Raw genomic sequence first — 19,017 nt, forward strand, 5'->3', positions numbered from 1 at the left:
AGCAGCCCGGCGCTGCGGATCAGGCTGCGCGTCACGAGTCGAGGCTCCCGAGCAGCTCGGCGAGGCGGGCGTCGTAGCTGCCGTTGGCGCGCCACACATAGACGGCGCAGATCGCGACCGTGCCGGCCAGCATCGCCGCGCCGAGCACCACGGCGAGGCTGATCGTGCCGCCGCCGATCGGCCGCGCCATCAACGGCTTGTCGAACGCGATCAGCGAGATGAAGCTGCTGTAGACGATCACGGTAATCGCGGTCAGCGCCCAGGAGAACCGCTGCCGGTCTCGCACCAGCGCGACATAGCGGGGGTCGGCGGCGATGCGTGCGTCGAGCGCACCATCGTGATGGGGAGGCATCGGCATGCGCCATCATCGGCGAGGCGGCCGCCAATGGCAATCGCGCTGCCAGCACCGGCGCGAGCAGCGCCGGCACCGATACCCGTTAGACGAAGCGCGGGATCGGGCCCGGGTGCGGCGTCTGATCGGGAAGATCGACCTCGACCGCGTCGACATAGCACCAGCCCCAGCCTTCGGGCGGATCATAGCCTTCGATGATCGGGTGGCCGGACGTGTGGAAATGCGCCGTCGCGTGCTTGTTGGGCGAATCGTCGCAACAGCCGACATGGCCGCACACCCGGCAGAGCCGCAGGTGCACCCACCAGCTGCCGGTCTTCAGGCATTCCTCGCATCCCGCCGCGCTCGGCGTCACGTCGTGGATCACGGCCATGTGCGAACATCCGGTCATTGGGCTTCTCCGTGTCAGGCGTGGCGTCGGGACTATCTTGCGAAAGGATCGGTCCGTGTCACCATAACATCAAATCCTCCCGCCAGGCTCTTCCTGACTATGGTTGCGCTACCGCGAAGCGCCGCCTAGCATCGCTCCATCATCGACTCTCCTGGCAAAGGCGAAAACGACCATGTCAGAGACGATCTTTGACTGTCCTACAGCATCGCCATCGCCCCGCCCGCAAAATAATCGATGGCAATTATAATAGCTTAGACAAACCATCCCCCGATTACTTCCACGCTCACTGACCGGAGAAAGCACCATGAGCAGCGGCTTTGTGACGACCAAGGACGGCATCGAGATCTTCTACAAGGATTGGGGGCCCAGGGATGCCCAGCCGATCCATTTTCACCACGGCTGGCCGCTGTCATCGGACGATTGGGACACGCAGATGCTGTTCTTCCTGGCCAATGGCTATCGCGTCGTCGCCCATGATCGCCGCGGCCATGGCCGCTCGAGCCAGGCGGACACCGGCAACGACATGGATCATTATGCCGCCGATGCCTCGGCAGTGGTCGAGCATCTCGATCTGCGCAACGCAGTCCATATCGGCCATTCCACCGGCGGCGGCGAAGTCGCGCGCTATGTTGCCCGCTATGGCCAGCCGCAGGGCCGCGTCGCCAAGGCGGCGCTGGTCAGCGCGGTACCGCCGTTGATGGTCAAGACCGAGAGCAACCCGGGCGGCCTGCCGATCTCGGTGTTCGACGGCCTGCGCGATGCGCTCGCCGCCAACCGCGCGCAATTCTACATCGATCTCGCGGCGGGCCCGTTCTACGGCTTCAACCGGCCGGGCGCCAAGGTGTCGCAGGGCGTGATCGACAATTGGTGGCGCCAGGGCATGGCCGGCGGCGCGCTTGCCCATTACGACGGCATCAAGGCGTTCTCGGAAACCGACCAGACCGAGGATCTCAAGGCGATCACCGTGCCGATGCTGATCACCCAGGGCGACGACGACCAGATCGTCCCCTATCAGAACGCCTCGATGCTCCAGATCAAGCTCGTCCAGAACGGCACGCTCAAGATCTACGAGGGCTTCCCCCACGGCATGCTCACCACCCATGCCGAGATCATCAATCCCGATCTGCTCGCCTTCGTGAAGGGCTGAGCCGACCGCACGCGCAGCGGCCGTTTGCGGGCACGACCATCATGGTCGTCGCCGGCGAACGGCCGCCCCGAGCTGCACCAGCACCGCGGCGGCGGCAAACCCGCCACCGAGGATCGACACTCCGCCCCACCCAGCATGTGTCCAGGCCGCGGTGGCGGACGCCGAGCCGATCGCGCCGCCAAGGAACATCGCCCCCATGAAGATGGTGTTGAGCCGCGCCCGCGCCTCGGGGCGAAGCGCGTAGACGATGTGCTGGTTCGATACCAAGGCGCTCTGCACCCCGAAATCGAGCAGGATGACGCCAACGATCAACCCGGCGATCGACACCCACAGCCCGAACGTCACCCAGCCCATCAGCGTCAGCGTCGCGCCGAGCAGGATCACCGGCCGCGGCCCATGACGGTCGGCGATCCGCCCGGCGACCGGTGCCGCGAGGACGCCGACCGCGCCGACGATGCCGAACAGCCCTGCGATATCGGCGCCGAGCCCGAAAGGTGGTTGCTGCAGGCGCAGCGCGAGGATCGTCCAGAAGGCGCTGAACCCGGCGAACAGCAGCGCCTGGGTGACCACGGCGAGGCGCAGCGCGGGAAACGCGCGCCACAAGCCGCCCAGTGACGCGATCAGCGCCCGATAGCTGAGATCCGCCTGCGGCATGCTGCGCGGCAGTCGCGTCGCCATCAGCGCCGCGGTGCCGAGCGCCATCGGCACGCCCAGCCAGAACATCGCCCGCCAGCCGGCGTGCGTTGCAACCAGGCCGGCGAGGGTGCGGCTGAGCAGGATCCCGCACAGCAACCCCGACATGACGATGCCGACGGTGGCGCCGCGCCGCGCCGGCGTGGCAAGATGGGCGGCGAGCGGCACGATCTGCTGGGCGACGGTGGCGAGCACACCGACGAGCAGCGAGGCGGCGATCACCATCGCAGCGCTCGGCGCCAGCGCCGCGAGTGCCAGCGCCACGGCTAGGCCGAGGAATTGCACCACGATCAGCCTGCGGCGTTCGACCAGATCGCCGAGCGGCACGAGCAGGAACAGGCCGCTCGCATAGCCGAGCTGGGTCGCGGTCGGCACCAGGATGGTCGCCGCGCCCGGCAGGTCGCGCTCCATCACCCCGAGCATCGGCTGGTTGTAATAGATGTTGGCCACCGCCACCCCCGCGGCGACGGCCAGGGCGAGGGTCAGCCCGCGCTCCAGCGCCGGTTTGCGGGCCGCCGCCGCGTCGGGGTCATCGGTGATGGTCGTCATGCCAGCGCCATGCACATGGGTGGCGCCCGGCACAACGCCCGCGATGCGCCGAGGCGCCGACTACAGGTTGAGCTTGAGCGCGACCGAGAAGCCGGTGGCGACATAATCCTCCAGCTTCTGCGCCCGCACTTCCGCCGACACGCCATAGAAGTCGTTGCCGACCACAAAGCGCGCCGCGGCGAGCGGGCCGTAGCGCAAGGCGTCCGGCTGCAGCGTGAAGGTGGAGCCGCCGGCGTACGAGGCGGTGGTATCACCCACCGACCCGTTGAGCCGGCTGCGATCGCCGAGTTCCAGCTCCACCCGGCTTGCGGTCTCGCCGCGCCCGAGCTGATAGCCGGTGACCAGTGAATAGGTGCCGGCGAGCGAATCGCTGGTGCGCTTGGCCAGCAGCAGGTCGAAGGCGTCGCCGCCGCCGGTTTCCTGATGCGCATCCTCGCTCAGGCGGAAATAATCGACCTGCACGGTCGGGCGGACATAGACCCTGCCCACCGCCAGCTGGTAGCTCGCGCCGCCGTCGAACGCGATGGTATGCCCGGTCCAGTCCGCGGCGGACTGGGCAACAATGTCCGAATCGTCGACTGGATTGGTCAGGTAACGCTTGCTGGTATAAGAGACCTGGCCGATTGCGGCGCGGCCGGACAGATGGAGCCCGCCCCAGCTACCGCGCCAATAGCCGCTGATCTCGGAGAGATAGCCGATCACCTGGTTGGCGTTGTCGCCATTGTCGACGCTGTTGTACGACCAGTCATAGCCGATGCCGGCGGTGCCGAACTTGCCGAGCTTATATTCGGCACCGAATGCCAGGCCCCAGCTGGTCAGGTCGTAGCTCTCGGTGTCGCCCTGGTTCTTGCTCGCGCGGTTGCCGAGCTGGCCGACCCACAGCGACAGGCCGCCGCTGGTGCTGCGCGGCGCCGAATCATTGGCCATGAACGCCGCCGCACCACGCGAGATGTCGGCCGCCGCGAGGAAGGTGCCCCCGGCATGTTCGGGCAGCATCTCGCCATAGAGGTGCGCGAAACTGGCGGCATCGGTGGCGGCGATGAAGGCGGCGGTGACCGCGCTGTCGGCAGGAATGGCCGCATAGATGGCGCTATAAGCGGCGGTCCCTGAGCGGTTGAGCCCGAGCTCGGCCGCGGTCTTGGCGCCGATCGTCACGCCAACCGTACCGGCGGTCGCATCGGTGGTGAGGGCCGCCTGGTACAGATAGGGTAGATCGGCGGTGGTCAGGGTGAGGTTGCTCGCGCCGGTCAGCGAGCCTGCCTGGATGATCGTATAGCTTTGCGGCTGGGTGACCAGCGAGGCGATCGTCAGCGCGACGCTGGCGCCGCTGGCGAAATTGGCGCTGCCGCTGACCGTGTAGAGCGTGCCGCTCGCGGTCGCAGGATCGAGATGGACGCCGAGCACGCCGGTGCTGCCGACCGACAGGCTGGACAGCGCGACCGCGCCGGTGGTGGTCGGCACGAAGCTGCCGCCGGCGATGGTGAGCGCGACCGGATTGCCGTTCTGCACCAGCGTGCCGGTGAACGAGGCGGTATCCGCGAGCGTGATGCTGCTGCCGGCGCCGAGCGTGACGTCGCCGGTCAGCGCCGCGCTGCCCGACAGCGCGAGCGTGCCGACGCCGCTGCCGAAATCGACATTGCCGACGAGCTGCGCGCTGGCGAGCGACACCGTGTCGTTGCCTGCGCCGAGCGACACCGCGCCGGTCAGCGACCCGGCGGTCAGCGTCAGGCTGTCGTTGCCCGATCCGGTGATGACCTGCCCGACGATGGTGGGGAGCACCGCGCCGCTGACAGTGCTGGCGCTCTGGGCGATGGTGACGCCGCTGGTGTTGGCAGACAGATCGATCGCGGTGTACTGGGTGGCCGCATAGGTGCCGGTCAACGACGCGGCGATGGTGCCGGTGTTGGTGATGCTGGCGAGCGTGCCCGAGAGATCCTGGATCGCCGCCGAGGTCCCGGCGCTGCCGCTGTTATAGGCGGCGATGGTGCCCGAATTGATCAGCGACGGCACCGACGCCCCGGCCTCGATCACCAGGGCGCGCGAGGCAAAGGTGCCGACCCCGCCGGTCGAGCTCAGCGTGCCGCTGACGTCAAGCGTCGGCACGGCGGTGCCGCTCGCGAGCTCGAGCCCGAGCGCATTGGCCTGGTTGGCGACCGCGCTCACCGTGCCGGCGATGCTGATCCCGCCGGCAATGGCGACCGTGCCCCCCTCGCCGCCGACGCGGATCGCCTGGGCATCGACGCCGGCGTTGACGCCCGAGCCGGTGACCGCGCCGGCGATCGACAGACCATAAGTGGTATCGGCGACCAGGCCGATCGTGGTGCCGCTCGCCGCGCCGATCTGCACCGCCGGCGCGCTGCCGTAGCTGATCACCGAGCCAGCACTGTCGATGCTGATCCCGCCGCCGACGCTGCCCGCGACCGCGAGACCCGGGCCACCGATCAGCAGGTCGTCGGCATCGGGATAGGTGTAGAGCGCGCCGCTGTCGCGAAAACCGGTGGCGGTGATGCTGCTGCTGACGGTGAGCGCCCCGCCGACATCGCCGTCGATGGCGACACCCACCGCATTCTCGCCCTGCGCCGAGGTCGCGCCCGAGATGGTGACATCGCCGCTGACCGAGCCGGTGTGGATCGCATAGCTGTCGCTGCCGATGACGCTCACCGCGCCGCTGCTGACCAGCGAGCCGGTCAAGGGCGCGTCGATCGCGATGCCCGCGGAATTGTTGCCGACCACGGTGATCGTGCCGCTGTTGGTGACGGTGCCGGTGAAGGCAGCACCGCCGGTGCCGGTACCGACGACATGGATACCATAGCGGCCGCTGCCGTTGGCGAGCGGCGTGTCATTGTCGCCATCGCCATCGGTGTCGCTGGCGGTGCTGGTCTCGCTGTTGGTGATGGTGCCGGCGTTGGTGATCGATCCGGCAAGCCCGCCGCTCGCGACGATCCCGGCGCTGTCGTTGACACCGGTAAAGGTGATCGTGCCGTTGTTGGTCACCGTGTTGTTGCTGTTGACCGTGATCGCGGCACCGGCGGCGGGAGATACCGTGACGCCCGAGTTGATCGTGACGTCGCTGCCGCCCGTGGCGAGATTGCTGCTGGTATTGGACGACACCGTCTGCGCGGCAGACGGGACGGCGGCGGCGAACAGCGCCATGGGCGAGACGCCCAGCAGAAGGATTTTGTGCATCGTGACCCCAAGCGAGAAGCGCGCCATGGGGCGCGTCTCCGCGGCGCTAGCCAGCCTGCGTCTCACCGGTGTTGCTCGACATTTCAGTCGATGGCTGCCGGCAATCGACTACCAAAACGAAACCGCAGCCCCCGTTGCCGGGAGCTGCGGTCGGTACGCTTACCGTGTCAGGATCAGAACTGAACGTTCAGCGTCGCCGAGACGGTGCGCGGCGGGCTGATGAAGACGAACGGATCGTTGGTGTTGGCCACGCCGCTGCTGGCGTGGTTGATGTACAGCACGTCGAACAGGTTGGTGACGTTGAGCTGGAGGTAGGTCTTGTCGTTGAGACCGGTCCAGCCAAGGTTCATCCGCGCGTCGAGGTTGACCACCGTATAACCCTTGGTGACCTTGCCATAATCCACGCCATTGTAGACGAGATTGAGGTTCTGGTCGTTGAGGTAGCTCGGGCCGGTACGCTTGAGCTCGGCACCGATGGTGACGGGGTCGACGTCGACCTGGGCGCGGCCGCCCGCGGTGTAGGTCGGGGCGCCCGATTCACGCTTGCCGGCGGTCAACGCATAGATCGACTGGCCCGCGGTGGTGCAGGTGCCGATGCCGGCGTTGAGCCCCGCGGTGACGTTGGCGGCGGTGCACTCGCCGGTGACGACATCGTCGAGGATCTTCGACTTCAGGTACGAGCCGAAGGCATAGAGGGTCAGCGGACGGATCGGATGGTAGATAACGCTGCCGTCGACGCCGTACTTATGCACGGTGCCGAGATTGCGATACACGGTGATGTCGTTGACCGGATCATAGGACGATGCCAGCCGGTTCGAGAAGATCGTGTACCACGGGCCGACCTGCGCCTCGATCTTGCCGCTGTGGTAGCGGACGCCGGCGTCGAAGTTCTGCGTGATCTCCGGCTTGGTGTCCTGGACTCCTGGGGCGCTGTAGAAGGACGCATAGAGGTTGTCCGTGCCCGGGACCTGGATGCCTTCCGAATAGCTCGCATACAGCGACATGCCGTTGTCGAACTTGTAGGTCAGGCCCGCGCTCGGCAGCACGCGATTGTACGCGAAGTTGCGGGTCTGCGGCAGCACGTACGTGGGGTTCGCCGCAGCGTAGGCGGCAAGATCGGTGGCATCGCCATCGACGCAGCTGACGCCGCCGGTTGCCGAGGTGGTGAAGCAATAGTTGTTCAGCTCGCGGCGGAAGAACTTGCCCGATACACCGCCGGTGACCGTCAAATGATTGTCGAAGAAGCGGCCGCGATATTCGCCCGACACTTCGTTGAGCGTCACGTACGACTTGCGGTTGCGCTTCTCGACGATGTTGCCATCGGCATCGAGCAGCGGATCGTCGATCGGGAAATAGGCGGTCGAGAAGCCGTTCTGCTGCAGCGGGGCGAGCTCGCCGGTCTGGCGGTGGCGGGCATGGTCATAGGTGTAGCTGAGGCGCAGCGACTGGGTGTCGGACGGCGACCACAGCAACGAGCTGAGCACCAGCACGCGATTGGTCTGGGTGTGGCTCGGGGCATACAGCTTGACGCCGCTTGCCGTCATCGTCTTGCAGCTGCCGTCGGCATTGAACACGGTGCAGACCTTGCGGCCGTCATCGAGCACGTCGCCATCACCGTTGAGATCGCGGCCGAAATAATAGCCGGTACCGTAGGCGCCGGTAACATAGCCGAGCGCACCGCCGGTGCCGGCGCTTTCGAACGCGTTCACCGCACTCGAGCCGCCGTTCGCCTTGGTGTACCAATAGGTCGGGTCGACCGAGAGCACCAGATTGTGGCCGAGATGGAAGCTCGACGAACCGCGCAGCGTGCCGGTGTTCGACGGATTGTAGCTCGCGGTATAATCGGTGCCGCACGCATTAGGGACGTCCGACACGCCAGCCTGCGGCGTATCCACCTGGCAGGCAGCTATGGTCTGGTCGCGCGCTGCCTTGGTGCGCGGCGCGGCATCGAGGTAGAAATCGGGCGTGTTGTTGTTGCGGTTGACGTTGTAATTGCCCGCGAGCGAGACGAAATCGCCGCTGCCGCCGATCGGCTGATAGACCTTGAAGTTATAGGCGGTCTTGTCGATCTTGCCTTGGTTCGAATATTGGGCGTTGTACGTCTGGTTGCTCGCCGCGAACCAGGCCTTGGTGCCCCAGGGCGTGAACGTGCCGGTGTTGATCATGCCGAACACGCGCATCATGTCGAGATCGCCGATCGATCCCGCCATCCGCGCACCGGGCTGGTCGGTGGGCGTCACCGTGACATAGTTGACGGTCGAGCCGGACGCCGACGCCGTCGGGCTATCGAGATCGGTCGAGCCGAGCACGACTTCGACATGCTCGATCAGCTCGGGATCGACCTGCTGGTTCGAATAGATGGCATAATTACCGGTGTCATTGAGCGGCACGCCATCGACGGTCAGCGCGATGCGGCTGGCGTCGAAGCCGCGGATGGTGAGCGTGCCACCAGACGAGCCATAAGCGTCGTTGTTGGTGAAGCTGACACCCGGCAGGTTGTTGATCGTTTCGAGTACCGACTGGCCGGCGACCTCATGGCTGAGGAACGCGTTCGAGAGCGCAACCTTGGTCTTGGGGCTGTCAGGAATCGTTGCGCCCGAATCTTCGGCGGCGTTGGCGCCGGTCACGACGATGTCGTCCGACTTCTCGAACTCGCGGGTGCCCGTCGACTGCGCGAACGCAGCGGCTGGGATCATCAGCGCGGCATAGGCCACGCCGAGCATCATGTGTTTCGGTCGCATCATTTTCCTCAAAGCCCCCCAGGGCGCCGACTTGCCGCGAGATGCGGCAGGCCCCCTTTGCCAGCGAATGAGAAAGTTTTGTGACGGATCTGAGTGTCGCGAACCCGTTGATTAACGGAGTTTTGTTGCGTTGCACCCAAGCACCACTTTGTCACCGACGGTTACGTCAATGCATCCGATTGTTGGCGCATATGTCAGTGTTGGGCGTGCTCTACGGCCGAGCGAGGTGGCAGAAGTAGGCTGGCGCGATGATCGCCGCAAGCTATCCTACGGCTGATCGCCTGGGCCAATCGGCGCCAGTCCATCCATGATGGCGGTCAAGGCCAGCGCGGTCTGCAATTCCATGGCGCTATGACCGGCATTGGTCCGCACGTAAGTCACCGGCGTCGCACCGACCGCGGCCATCGCTGCGATCAGCCGGGATGCCTGGGTGAGCGGGCACACCTGGTCGAACCGCCCGTGGACGACATGCATTGGGGTGGCCGCGATCCGATCGACATTGCGGAGGATATAGTCCGGCTCGAGGAACAGGTGGTTGGCGAAGAAATGCGCCTCGATCTGCGCGAACGACAGCGCGAACTCGGCATCGCCGAACTTGCCGGGGTCGTCGTCCTGCGGGATCATGTTGGAGATCGTGCCTTCCCACACCGACCAGGCGAGCGCCGCGCGCAACTGCAACGCGCGATCGGCGTCGCTCTGCGGCACCATGTCGAAGATCGCCTTATAGGCGTGCATCATGTCGGCGCGGCGATCGGCCGGAATAACCTCGACGAACGCGCGCCACTCGTCGGGATAAGTCACATAGCTACCGGGCTCGGTCAGCGCGAACGGCGCTTCGGCGAAGGTCGCGGCATTGCCTTGGTACATGTAGCGCAGATCCTCGCGCGCGCCGATGAAGATGCCGCGCAGGATCAGCGTGGCGACATGCTGCGGATGGCGGATCGCATAGACCAGCGCGAGCGTGCTGCCCCAGCTTCCGCCGAACACGTGCATCTTGCCGACGATACCGAGCGCGTCGCGTAAGGCGTTGATGTCCTCGACCAGATAGTCGGTGGAATTGCGGGTCAACGCCAGCTGCGGCCCCGCCTCGGCAACGGTTGGCTCGCTGCGGCCGCAACCGCGCTGGTCGAACAGGATGACGCGGTAGCGCGCCGGATCGAAGAAGCGTGCCATCACCGGCGCACAGGCGCCACCGGGCCCGCCGTGCAGGAACATCACCGGCTCGCCCGCCGAGTTGCCATATTCCTCCCAGTATAGCCGATGATCGGGCGCGGCATCGACCTGCAACAGCCCGCTGCGATTGGGTTCGGCGGCCGGGTATGTCCACTCGTCCGTTATGGCACTGGTCGCCTGAAGCACGGGAATAATGATCGTTCATCCTTACTGCGTGTGCGAGGGCTAACCGGCCCTGAACCCGTTCGCAACTTCGTGCGGCTATCTGTGATGGTCACGGCATGCCATCGAGCGGCGCGGCACGGCCTGTCGAGACAATTGAGGCGTTCAGGCGATGTATCGCCACTTGGCCTGCCACGCCGCGGACGTCGGTTCGGCTGCAATCGAGCGGGTGGCAGTTGGTCAACGGCGGCCTGTTCGCAACCAACCCCGGCCGCGCTTTGGCCGTCAAACGACAACGCCGCCGGTAAGGACGGCGTTGTCGTATCCGGAGACTGATCGCAGAGCCCGCGCTGAACGATGCGCCACTTCTGTGATCATCGATATTCGACGCTCGACACACATCCGAAGCGGGATCTAGTCCGATCATGTCAACGGCGAGATTTACAGCCTAAAAAGGCTGTCTAGAGCAATCTCTGATTTGTCACGGACTAGGACTAAGCCGTTTTTTTCACGGGTGCACTCCGCGTAGCGCAAGTTCCCGCTGAACACCGGCAGCCCTATCTCACTTTGCGACACCGGGCGCTACTATCTTGAACTCTTTAGGCGGCTCTGCCCCCATCAGATTGTCGACAAAATAGTCCCAGCGACGCCGCATCATATAGTTTGCTTGATCGCCGTAGCCGTGATGCGCGCGGGGGAATAGCACCAGATCGAAGTTCTTGTTCGCTTTCTGAAGCGCGTCGACCACCAGCAGTGTCGACGACACCGGCACGTTATCGTCGAGGATACCATGCGCTAGCATCAACTTGCCCGTCAGGTTGCGAGCGAGATCCTCATTGGCCTGCACATCATAGTTGGAGCTCTTCCCGTTACTCTCCAGCAAACCTAGGTACTTTTCGTAATAATCGTCTTCATAGTTCCGGTTGTCGTGGTTGCCGCTCTCGGCAATCCCAACCTTGAAGAACTCAGGGTAGCGAAACATCGCAGCGGCGGTCGCATTGCCGCCGCCTGAGTGCCCCCAGATGCCGACCCGATCGGTATCCATCCATGCATGTCGCGACGCCAGATCCTTGATCCCAGTGACTTGGTCAGGGACGGCTTGCTTGCCCATGTCGTGATAGTAGAAGTCCTGAAAGATCTTCGAGCGGCGCGGCGTACCCAGCGCGTCGATCTCCACCACGGCAAAGCCGAGCTGTGCCAACGCACCGGCGTCGCCCATAGACGGAGCGAACTGCCGGGACGAAATCGTTCCGATGAACGGCCCTGGATAGATATAGTCGATGACCGGATATTTCTGCCGCGGATCAAGCCTCGCCGGCTTGAAGAGCAGCCCGTAGCACAGCGTTTTGCCGTCGGCGCACCGGACGGCGATGTTCTCCGGCGCCTGCCAGCCCGCCGCTCGCAATCGGGTCACGTCGCCTTTCGCCAGCTCCTTGACCACCGTGCCATCCGCACGCCGCAAGACCGCGGTCTGCGGCTCCTGAGGAGTCGAAAAGATATCCACGAAGTAACGTCCGTCGCTCGAGGGCGTCGCGATATGGTCCTGCTTCTCAGGCGTCAGCAGCTTCGGTTTGCCGCCCTTAAGATTGATCGCATAGATGCTGTGATAGTAGGGATCGACGCCGGGTTCCCGCCCGACCCCGGCGACCAGCATCTTCCCGCTGCGCTCGTCGATGAACACCGGATGGTCGACGTTCCAGTGGCCTTGGGTCACCTGCCGTACCAGCCTGCCGGTACGTGCGCTGTACAGATAGTAATGACCCCAATCGTCGCGCTGCGACCACCACAGGATCTCGCCTCGCTCTGACAGATAGCGCCAGTTGATACCCTCGTCATTGTATCCGCTGTCGAACCAGGTCGGCACCGTCTCGGTGAACACCTCGCGCACCGTGCCCGTCGCCGTATCGGCGATGCGCACCGTCTCCACCTTGTGGTCGCGCGAGGTCGACACGAACGCGAGCGTCCGGCCGTCCTTGGCCCATTGCATGTCCTGCGGACCCGCGCCGCACACCACGTCGTCGCACAGCGATGACCGGTGCAGGTCGGGCGACATCTTCAGACGGACGACGCGGGCATCGTCCACATCGATGATGACACGCTGGATATGGATGATCTCCTTGTCGCCCACGAAAGGGTATTTCCACGTGTCCGTAAGGGAGTGGCCGACCTGCGTCGTGGTCGTCGTGAAGTCCGCGACCGTGCGCTGATCTTGCTGGAAGGTCGCTATCTTCCGCGAATCCGGCGACCAGATCACGATCGCCTGATCCGAGTGTTTCCAGCCAGCGTTATCCGTCGCGTAGCCGAAATCCTTGACGCCATCTGTCGTCAGCCGCCGCTCCGCGCCGGAGTTGACGTCCCGTACCCACAGGTTCCAGTCCCGCACAAACGCCGCGCGCTTGCCATCCGGAGAGACCACCGCAGACGCCCTGCTTCGCTGCGCCGCGGCGCCAGCGATCTGGCCGGCGTCGAGCTTAGCCATCGTCCTGCAATCATAAGGCTGCGCCAGCGCGCACGAATAACGCTCGCCACCAACGCTCACGACCGCGGTGTTCGCCGTAAAATCCGGCTCCAGCCCCTCGACGAACAGCCTCTTCGCGTCCTGCTCCTTCAGCCCGGCCGCATTCAGCGATGTCAGCAATGCCGCCGTGTCGAAGGCTGGTACCTTCGTGCCCTTCGCCGCATCGCCGAGCATGATCGTCGGCACGCCGTGGCTGGTGTCCGCATACCAGAAGTGCCGGGCATCGATCCAATGCGCTGCCCGCACCGCGTGGTCGACCAGTGGCGATGTCCACGGGCTCAGTTGGTGCATGGCGCGATCATAGTCGGTGGCAGTCACCGTCGGTCGCTGCTGCGCGGCCGCCGTGCCGACGATCATGGAAGCCCAAAGCAAGCAGGCGATCAAACGCATCAAGGAGCTTTCTGAAGGTTGGAAGTCGAGATTCACGGAAGAGAGTGTGAGGGGCTTGTCCCGTCGCTCACCCCAAGCGTTGCTGCCCCCTGGAATGGGCATGGCCATCATGGAGACCGGCGGCGACGATCACAATAGCGCAGGTCCACCATGCTTAGCGTTAGCCGACGCTACGACGACCTCGCTGCGATGGCGGACACATCGGCACTGGCGCAGACGCAGGACACCAGGCACTGCTCGATCAGTCGATCGCGACCAGCGCCGATGCCGCGCCCGACAGCGCCGACATGATCGTCGTCACCGGCTCGGATCCGCCTTGCCAGGCTGGACAATGCCGCGCCGGTGTCGGAGATCACATCTCAATCGATTACCGATCACGGGTTCATCGCCGCTGCCGATGCGCTCAACAATCTGCTGTCCAACGCGCCGGTGCTCAACCAGGCAGACGGCAGCGGCGATTCCAGTGGCCCGGGTTACTGGCTTGCCGAGTCCACGATCCTGCATGTCGCCTCGCTTCTTTGGCCACGGGCCGCTACGGTGCAAGGCGCCTAAACGTTTCAGTCAACGCCTGGGGGTTGAGCGGTTTGGTCAAAATCACTGCTTGCGCGTCACACGGCATGCACTCTTGTGGCATGGCCGTTATAAAGATGACCGGAATCGGCCCCCAGGTCTCTTGGATCGTGTGTACGGCTAACGGGCCAGTTCCAGCCCGCAGATTTACATCCGATAGGATGATGTCGGGGCGCCGACCGGCCGCAGCTTGAACCGCATCCCGCTCGCAATCGACAATCTCAATAGAGGTCGCACCCCCGTCACGTGCCAGCTGTTCGACATAATCTGCGATCAGCCAATCATCTTCAATAATCAGTACATGGCACACATGCTTTCCAATCGCGTCGCTTGTTACAACCATGCTCGACGACGATCGGGCCCTTGCTGAGCTGAATTTAGTTAAGGTGGGTTGTCCATAAAACGATCGTTTGTTGAACGCACCGATGACGCAAGGGCGACAATCTCAGTGGGGCGCGGCCATCTTGGCATCAACCAATAGCGTCAGCGCGCGTGGATCATACGGTTTCGGGATAAAAACCCCGTGATTGGGAATGTCAGCGGCAGCTAAATTCGGCCCTCCCGAGGTGACGATGAGCTTCAAATCAGGTTGCTGACGGTGAGCGATAACAGCGAGATCAATGCCGTCGAGATTGCCAGGCATATTGATATCGGTGAAGAGCAGATCGATCCGACCTGCTGCCTGGATGACCGCCAGCGCCTCTTCGACGCAGTCGGCGTCGAGAACGATCATCCCGTGCTCAATCAACACATCACCGCGATCATACGCACGAAGGGCTCGTCTTCAACGACTAGGACGACGAAGCGGCTGGGGTTTTCGGCCACCGAAAGTCAACCGCTCGCGCCGAAGGCCGTTCCGGATATTATCATTAGTTGTCAATGAGAACGCTTGCGCAATGAGTTTGTGAGGCGGTCTTGAACCGATGCAAGCCGGCTTCGGTTGATCCGCAATCCGCCTGCTTTCGGCCGGACACATCGAGAAAGATGCCGAAATTAACTCCCCGCCAGAATGGCCTGCGCGACGATGCGCTCGCACAGCGCGTGAGTGTCGTACAAGTCCGCGGCCGCGGTTGCCCTTCCTTGGCGCACGCCAGCGAGGAAATCGGCGCACATCGCCTCGAAGCCGCGCTGGCGCGCCACGGGAGTCCAGTCCCCGCGCCGCGACACGCGCTCGGCGCCATCCGCCTCCACCCGCTCGGACAGGTTGAGCACCGCCCGTCTGACGTCGCCACCGATGACATCGAGCCGCTCCTCGTCGAGCCCCGAGCGACGGTTCATGGTGCCAACCGCATGGAAGCCGTCGCCTGCCAGCGTGAGCATCACGCTCTCCAGCATGCCGCCGGCGGCGACGACGTCGATCTGCTCGCGATCAATGGTTGCCGGAGCGAGGAAGCGCAGCGTGTCGGCGACGTGGATAAAATCGTCGAAGATAACCCGGCGCGGCGCGTCAGGGTGGGCGCGGCGATGCTTGTGCATCGTCAGCAGGCTGCGCGGCGCGTGGCGGAGCGCCGCATAATCGGGCGCAAAGCGGCGGTTGAAGCCGACCGCAAGCAAGCATCCGCGGCGGGTCGCGTGGTCGATCAGCCTGGCCGCCTCGTCGAGATTGTCCGCCAGCGGCTTGTCGACAAGCACAGGGATGTCGTGGGCCAGCAACATCTCGACCAGCGCGGGATGCGCCACCGTTGCCGCATGGACGAACGCCGCGTCGTAGCGGGCAGCGGCCATCGCTGCGTCGAGGCTCGTGTAGCGATGCGGGATCCGATGCGCCGCGCCGACCTCGTCGAGCGTGGCGCGATGGCGGGTGGCGAGATGGAGCTCGAGGCCGGGCATCGTCGCGAGGATCGGCAGATAGGCCTTGCGGGCGATGTCCCCCAGGCCGACGACCAGAATGCGCATGTGGAAATTCCTTATCGACCACCCGCCAGCCGCGAGCGGCAGCGCTATGCGCCGATGAAGGCGATTCCCGCTACCTTGGCGCGCTGATCGGTCGTCGCGAGCCGACCATCGGCCATGATGTTTAGTCGGGCGATGGTGCCCGAGCGCTGGTTGGCGACCAGCATCGTGCCCTGATCGTCGAGCAGCACGAACAGCCGCGGCCAGTTGCCGCCACTGTCGATATGCTGGAGCAGCCGCAAGTCACCGTCCGCGTCGACGGCGAACACCGCGATGCTGTTATGGCCCCGGTTGGACACGTAGAGTCGGGTGCCGGCACGGTTGAGTGAGATGTGCGCCGCGGCGGAATCGCCGTGGAAGGCCGCCGGCAGCGTCGACACCACGCTACGCGCCGCGAAGGTGCCATCCGCCCGGCTGCGCAGGATCGTCACCGTGTTGGCGAGCTCCGCGACCAGATAGGCAACCGGCAGCCGGGGGTGGCGCGCGAGGTGACGCGGTCCCGATCCGGCGACTGCGCGATAGGCGATCGAGGTGTGGGTGACGGCGCCGGTCGCGGCATCGAGATGATGCGCAAAGATCGCGTCGGCGCCAAGATCGACCGAGTGGAGCAGCGTGCCGTTAGCGGCAAAACCGACCCAATGGGCATGAGGCCCCGCCTGTCGCTCGCTGTTAGGCCCGCGGCCCTCGTGGCGCACCAGTTGCGCATCGCCTTGCGGCAGCCCCGCGCGATCAAGCCGCCACAGCGCGACGCTGCCGCTCGAATAATTGGCGACGGCGAGCATCGTCCCGTCGGGGCTGAGCGCCGCGTGGCAGGGATCGGCGCCGAGCGTCGGCCGCTTGGCGAGTTGCCGGAAGGCGCCGTCGTAAACGCCGAGTCCGCCCTGGGTCTGTTCGTCGACCAGATAATGGATGCCGCGCCGCGCGCTCTTCACCTCGAACGACGCATTGCCGATCCGGGCGATCGCTGCGCCCGCGACGATGCCATTGGCACCGACCTTGAGCGAAACGAGCCCGGGGCCGCCTTCATTGGCATAGGTGCCGCCGATCAGCGTCGGCGCGGGCGCCGCCGCCGCGCCAGTGGGGAGCGCACCAAGCGCCAGCGCGCCGCCGACAAAGCTTCGCCGGGTGGGTATTGAGGAGTTGTCCATGGTCATGTCCTCTTGAACCGTGCGCCGTCGGTCGCGTCAACATCGCCATGGTCGTATGGGCCAGTCACCGTCACTTGCCTCGGCAAAGTCGCCTGCTAAGCTGACGTCGATGATACCAATTCAACACCGGGGAATGTGGATGAGCGGACGGACAGACTGGCGTGCCTATGCCTTGATGCTGGCCGCGCTGCCGCTCCTCGCCACCGTTGCGCCGACCCCGCTGGCCGCAGCGCCGGTTACCCTGCCCGCGCTCTATCCTGCGCCCGTATCGATCACGCTCGGCAGCGGCGCGATCCCGCTCGGCGCGGATGTGGTGCTGATAGCAGCGCCCGGCGTCGAACCCGGGACGACGGCGCTGGTGCGCGACATTCTCACCGCCGCGGGGGTGGACTCGATCACCACCGCGCAGCGGGTGCCGGCGGTGCTCGATCGTCCGTACATCCTGCTTGGCACCGGCGACGCCCCGCTCATCCGCGATGCACTGGCCCGCAGCGGCACGGTGCGGGACGGCCATGGCGAAGGCTATACCATCGCCAGCATCAAGAGCGGCCGTGGCGGCCTCATCACTCTCGCCGGCGCGGATGCCGACGGCCTGTTCCACGCCGCGCAGACCTTCCGCCAATTGACGCAGCGCGCCACCTTCCCGGCGGTAACGATCCAGGATCACCCGGCGATGCCGATCCGCGGCACGATCGAGGGCTTCTACGGCGCGCCCTGGACGATGGCCGATCGCACCAAGCATCTCGACTTCCTCGCCAGCGTCAAGGCGAACACCTATGTCTACAGCCCCAAGGACGACCCCTTTGCGCGCGATCGCTGGCGCGATCCCTACCCCGCCGCGACGCTGAGCGCGCTCGGCGCACTCGAGAAGACGGCGCGCGCCGATCACGTCGACTTCGTCTATGCGGTGTCGCCGGGCCCCTCGATCTGCTTTTCCGATCCCGCCGACGTCGCCGCGCTCAAGCGCAAGTTCGCCGCGCTGCGCTCGATCGGCGTCGACAGCTTCTATGTCGCGCTCGACGACATCGAATACACCAAGTGGAATTGCGACAAGGACAAGACCAGCTTCGGCCCACCGGGCGCGGCGGCGGCCGGCGTCGCCCAGGCGCAGCTGCTCAACGCGGTGCAGGCCGACCTGCTTGCCCAGGACCGCGCGTCGCGGCCGCTGATCATGGTGCCGACCGAATATTATGATGCCAAGGAAAGCCCGTACAAGGCGGCGCTGCGCGCGCATCTCGATCCGCGGATTGTGGTGCAATGGACCGGCACCGACGTGGTGCCGCCCGCGATCTCGGTGCCCGATGCCAAGGCCGCGACCAAGGCGTTCGGGCGCAAGACGCTGCTGTGGGACAATTATCCGGTCAACGATTACACCCAGTCAGCCGGCCGATTGCTGGTCGCGCCCTATGCGCGGCGCGAGGCGGGCCTGTCGGGCGAACTGACCGGCATCCTGGCGAACCCGATGAACCAGGAAGCGCCAAGCCGCATCGCGGTGACCGGGGTCGCGGCGTTCGCCTGGAACGATCAGGGCTATGATGCCGATCGCACCTGGCGAGCCGCGGCACGGACGATGGCGGGCGGCGACGCGCGGGCGACCGCCGCGCTGCTCACCCTGTTCGATACCCAGCATCTCGCGCCGACCTTCGGCAGCCAGCCGTGGCAGGAACAGGCCCCCGAGCTGAAGGCGCTGCTCGACCGTGTCCGTGGCACGCTTGCCGATGGCGACGAGACCGCGCGCCACGACGCGCTCGCGGCGCTGGGCACCCGCGCCGACGAGATCGCCGGTGCGCCGGACGTCATCCGCGCCGGCGCAGTCGACCCCGCCTTTGCCGACCAGTCACGGCCTTGGCTCGACGCGATGCAGCTGTGGGGCCGCGCGCTGCAGTTGACCGTGGCGGGACTTGGAGCGGCCAATGACGGCAGCCCCGCCGCGACGCGCTATCTCGCCGATGCCCGGCAGCTCGCGGCCAAGGCCGCAGCGGTCCAGACCATCCCCGGCGCGACCCGGTTCGGCGGCCCGGTCAAGCTCGCCGACGGCGTGCTCGACCGGTTCATCGCCGACGCCCCGACGCTGATCGCGGTGGAACACCGCTGAGCCTGGAGCTTT

General features: G+C 65.4%; 14 protein-coding genes. 3 read left to right on the forward strand and 11 right to left on the reverse strand.

Going from position 1 to position 19,017, the window contains the following annotated elements:
- Positions 1–31: 31 nt before the first annotated feature.
- Positions 32–358, reverse strand: coding sequence for a DUF485 domain-containing protein (locus OXR60_RS08475; RefSeq protein ID WP_267395429.1), 327 nt, complete (start codon positions 356–358; stop codon positions 32–34).
- 79 nt (positions 359–437) lie between these two features.
- The gene (locus OXR60_RS08480; protein ID WP_267395430.1) at positions 438–740 is read right to left on the reverse strand and encodes a UBP-type zinc finger domain-containing protein; all 303 of its coding nucleotides are present in this window, start codon (positions 738–740) and stop codon (positions 438–440) included.
- A 304-nt stretch (positions 741–1,044) separates the two neighbouring features.
- Between OXR60_RS08480 and OXR60_RS08485 the strand changes: the two genes are divergently transcribed.
- The gene (locus tag OXR60_RS08485) at positions 1,045–1,887 is read left to right on the forward strand and encodes an alpha/beta hydrolase (protein ID WP_267395431.1); all 843 of its coding nucleotides are present in this window, start codon (positions 1,045–1,047) and stop codon (positions 1,885–1,887) included.
- Positions 1,888–1,926: 39 nt separating this feature from the next.
- On the opposite strand, the gene OXR60_RS08490 is transcribed toward OXR60_RS08485, so the two are convergent.
- The 5 genes from OXR60_RS08490 to OXR60_RS08510 form a co-directional block, all read right to left on the reverse strand.
- A complete protein-coding gene (locus tag OXR60_RS08490; protein WP_267395432.1) occupies positions 1,927–3,129 on the reverse strand; it encodes an MFS transporter in 1,203 nt (400 codons plus the stop codon).
- Between the two features lie 60 nt (positions 3,130–3,189).
- Positions 3,190–6,315, reverse strand: a complete 3,126-nt coding sequence (locus OXR60_RS08495) for an autotransporter domain-containing protein (protein WP_267395433.1) — start codon at positions 6,313–6,315, stop codon at positions 3,190–3,192.
- A 173-nt stretch (positions 6,316–6,488) separates the two neighbouring features.
- A complete protein-coding gene (locus tag OXR60_RS08500) occupies positions 6,489–9,041 on the reverse strand; it encodes a TonB-dependent receptor (protein WP_267395434.1) in 2,553 nt (850 codons plus the stop codon).
- Positions 9,042–9,323: 282 nt separating this feature from the next.
- Positions 9,324–10,415 (reverse strand): prolyl aminopeptidase, encoded by a 1,092-nt coding sequence (gene pip / locus OXR60_RS08505; RefSeq protein WP_267395435.1) that lies wholly within the window; start codon positions 10,413–10,415, stop codon positions 9,324–9,326.
- A gap of 538 nt (positions 10,416–10,953) precedes the next feature.
- Positions 10,954–13,335 (reverse strand): DPP IV N-terminal domain-containing protein, encoded by a 2,382-nt coding sequence (locus tag OXR60_RS08510; RefSeq protein ID WP_267395436.1) that lies wholly within the window; start codon positions 13,333–13,335, stop codon positions 10,954–10,956.
- A 306-nt stretch (positions 13,336–13,641) separates the two neighbouring features.
- Between OXR60_RS08510 and OXR60_RS08515 the strand changes: the two genes are divergently transcribed.
- Positions 13,642–13,851: a hypothetical protein gene (locus OXR60_RS08515; RefSeq protein WP_267395437.1), complete on the forward strand. Its 210-nt coding sequence runs from the start codon at positions 13,642–13,644 to the stop codon at positions 13,849–13,851.
- Here OXR60_RS08515 and OXR60_RS08520 read toward each other — a convergent pair.
- The 4 genes from OXR60_RS08520 to OXR60_RS08535 form a co-directional block, all read right to left on the reverse strand.
- Positions 13,832–14,212, reverse strand: coding sequence for a response regulator (locus OXR60_RS08520; protein ID WP_267395438.1), 381 nt, complete (start codon positions 14,210–14,212; stop codon positions 13,832–13,834). The two genes, OXR60_RS08515 and OXR60_RS08520, sit on opposite strands and share 20 nt — an antisense overlap.
- 102 nt (positions 14,213–14,314) lie before the next feature.
- Positions 14,315–14,620 carry a response regulator gene (locus tag OXR60_RS08525; protein ID WP_267395439.1) on the reverse strand — a complete coding sequence of 102 codons (306 nt, stop codon included), beginning with the start codon at positions 14,618–14,620 and terminating at the stop codon, positions 14,315–14,317.
- A gap of 242 nt (positions 14,621–14,862) precedes the next feature.
- On the reverse strand, positions 14,863–15,765 hold the full coding sequence (locus OXR60_RS08530) for a Gfo/Idh/MocA family oxidoreductase (RefSeq protein WP_267395440.1): 903 nt from the start codon (positions 15,763–15,765) through the stop codon (positions 14,863–14,865).
- 44 nt (positions 15,766–15,809) lie between these two features.
- Entirely contained in the window at positions 15,810–16,910 is a 1,101-nt protein-coding gene (locus OXR60_RS08535; RefSeq protein ID WP_267395441.1) for a lactonase family protein, read from the reverse strand.
- A gap of 139 nt (positions 16,911–17,049) precedes the next feature.
- Here OXR60_RS08535 and OXR60_RS08540 point away from each other — a divergent pair, with 139 nt between their 5' ends.
- Complete coding sequence (locus tag OXR60_RS08540) at positions 17,050–19,005, forward strand: beta-N-acetylglucosaminidase domain-containing protein (RefSeq protein ID WP_267395442.1); 1,956 nt, start codon at positions 17,050–17,052, stop codon at positions 19,003–19,005.
- Positions 19,006–19,017 lie beyond the last annotated feature (12 nt).

The organism is Sphingomonas sp. GC_Shp_5, from assembly GCF_026540855.1.
Taxonomy (GTDB): domain Bacteria; phylum Pseudomonadota; class Alphaproteobacteria; order Sphingomonadales; family Sphingomonadaceae; genus Sphingomonas.

Excerpts from the sequence above, each read along its gene's own strand:
- OXR60_RS08475 (WP_267395429.1), bottom strand. The coding sequence starts at position 358 with ATGCCGATGCCTCCCCATCACGATGGTGCGCTCGACGCACGCATCGCC.
- OXR60_RS08480 (WP_267395430.1), bottom strand. The coding sequence starts at position 740 with ATGACCGGATGTTCGCACATGGCCGTGATCCACGACGTGACGCCGAGC.
- OXR60_RS08485 (WP_267395431.1), top strand. The coding sequence starts at position 1,045 with ATGAGCAGCGGCTTTGTGACGACCAAGGACGGCATCGAGATCTTCTAC.
- OXR60_RS08490 (WP_267395432.1), bottom strand. The coding sequence starts at position 3,129 with ATGACGACCATCACCGATGACCCCGACGCGGCGGCGGCCCGCAAACCG.
- OXR60_RS08495 (WP_267395433.1), bottom strand. The coding sequence starts at position 6,315 with ATGCACAAAATCCTTCTGCTGGGCGTCTCGCCCATGGCGCTGTTCGCC.
- OXR60_RS08500 (WP_267395434.1), bottom strand. The coding sequence starts at position 9,041 with ATGATGCTCGGCGTGGCCTATGCCGCGCTGATGATCCCAGCCGCTGCG.
- OXR60_RS08520 (WP_267395438.1), bottom strand. The coding sequence starts at position 14,212 with ATGGTTGTAACAAGCGACGCGATTGGAAAGCATGTGTGCCATGTACTG.
- OXR60_RS08530 (WP_267395440.1), bottom strand. The coding sequence starts at position 15,765 with ATGCGCATTCTGGTCGTCGGCCTGGGGGACATCGCCCGCAAGGCCTAT.
- OXR60_RS08535 (WP_267395441.1), bottom strand. The coding sequence starts at position 16,910 with ATGGACAACTCCTCAATACCCACCCGGCGAAGCTTTGTCGGCGGCGCG.
- OXR60_RS08540 (WP_267395442.1), top strand. The coding sequence starts at position 17,050 with ATGAGCGGACGGACAGACTGGCGTGCCTATGCCTTGATGCTGGCCGCG.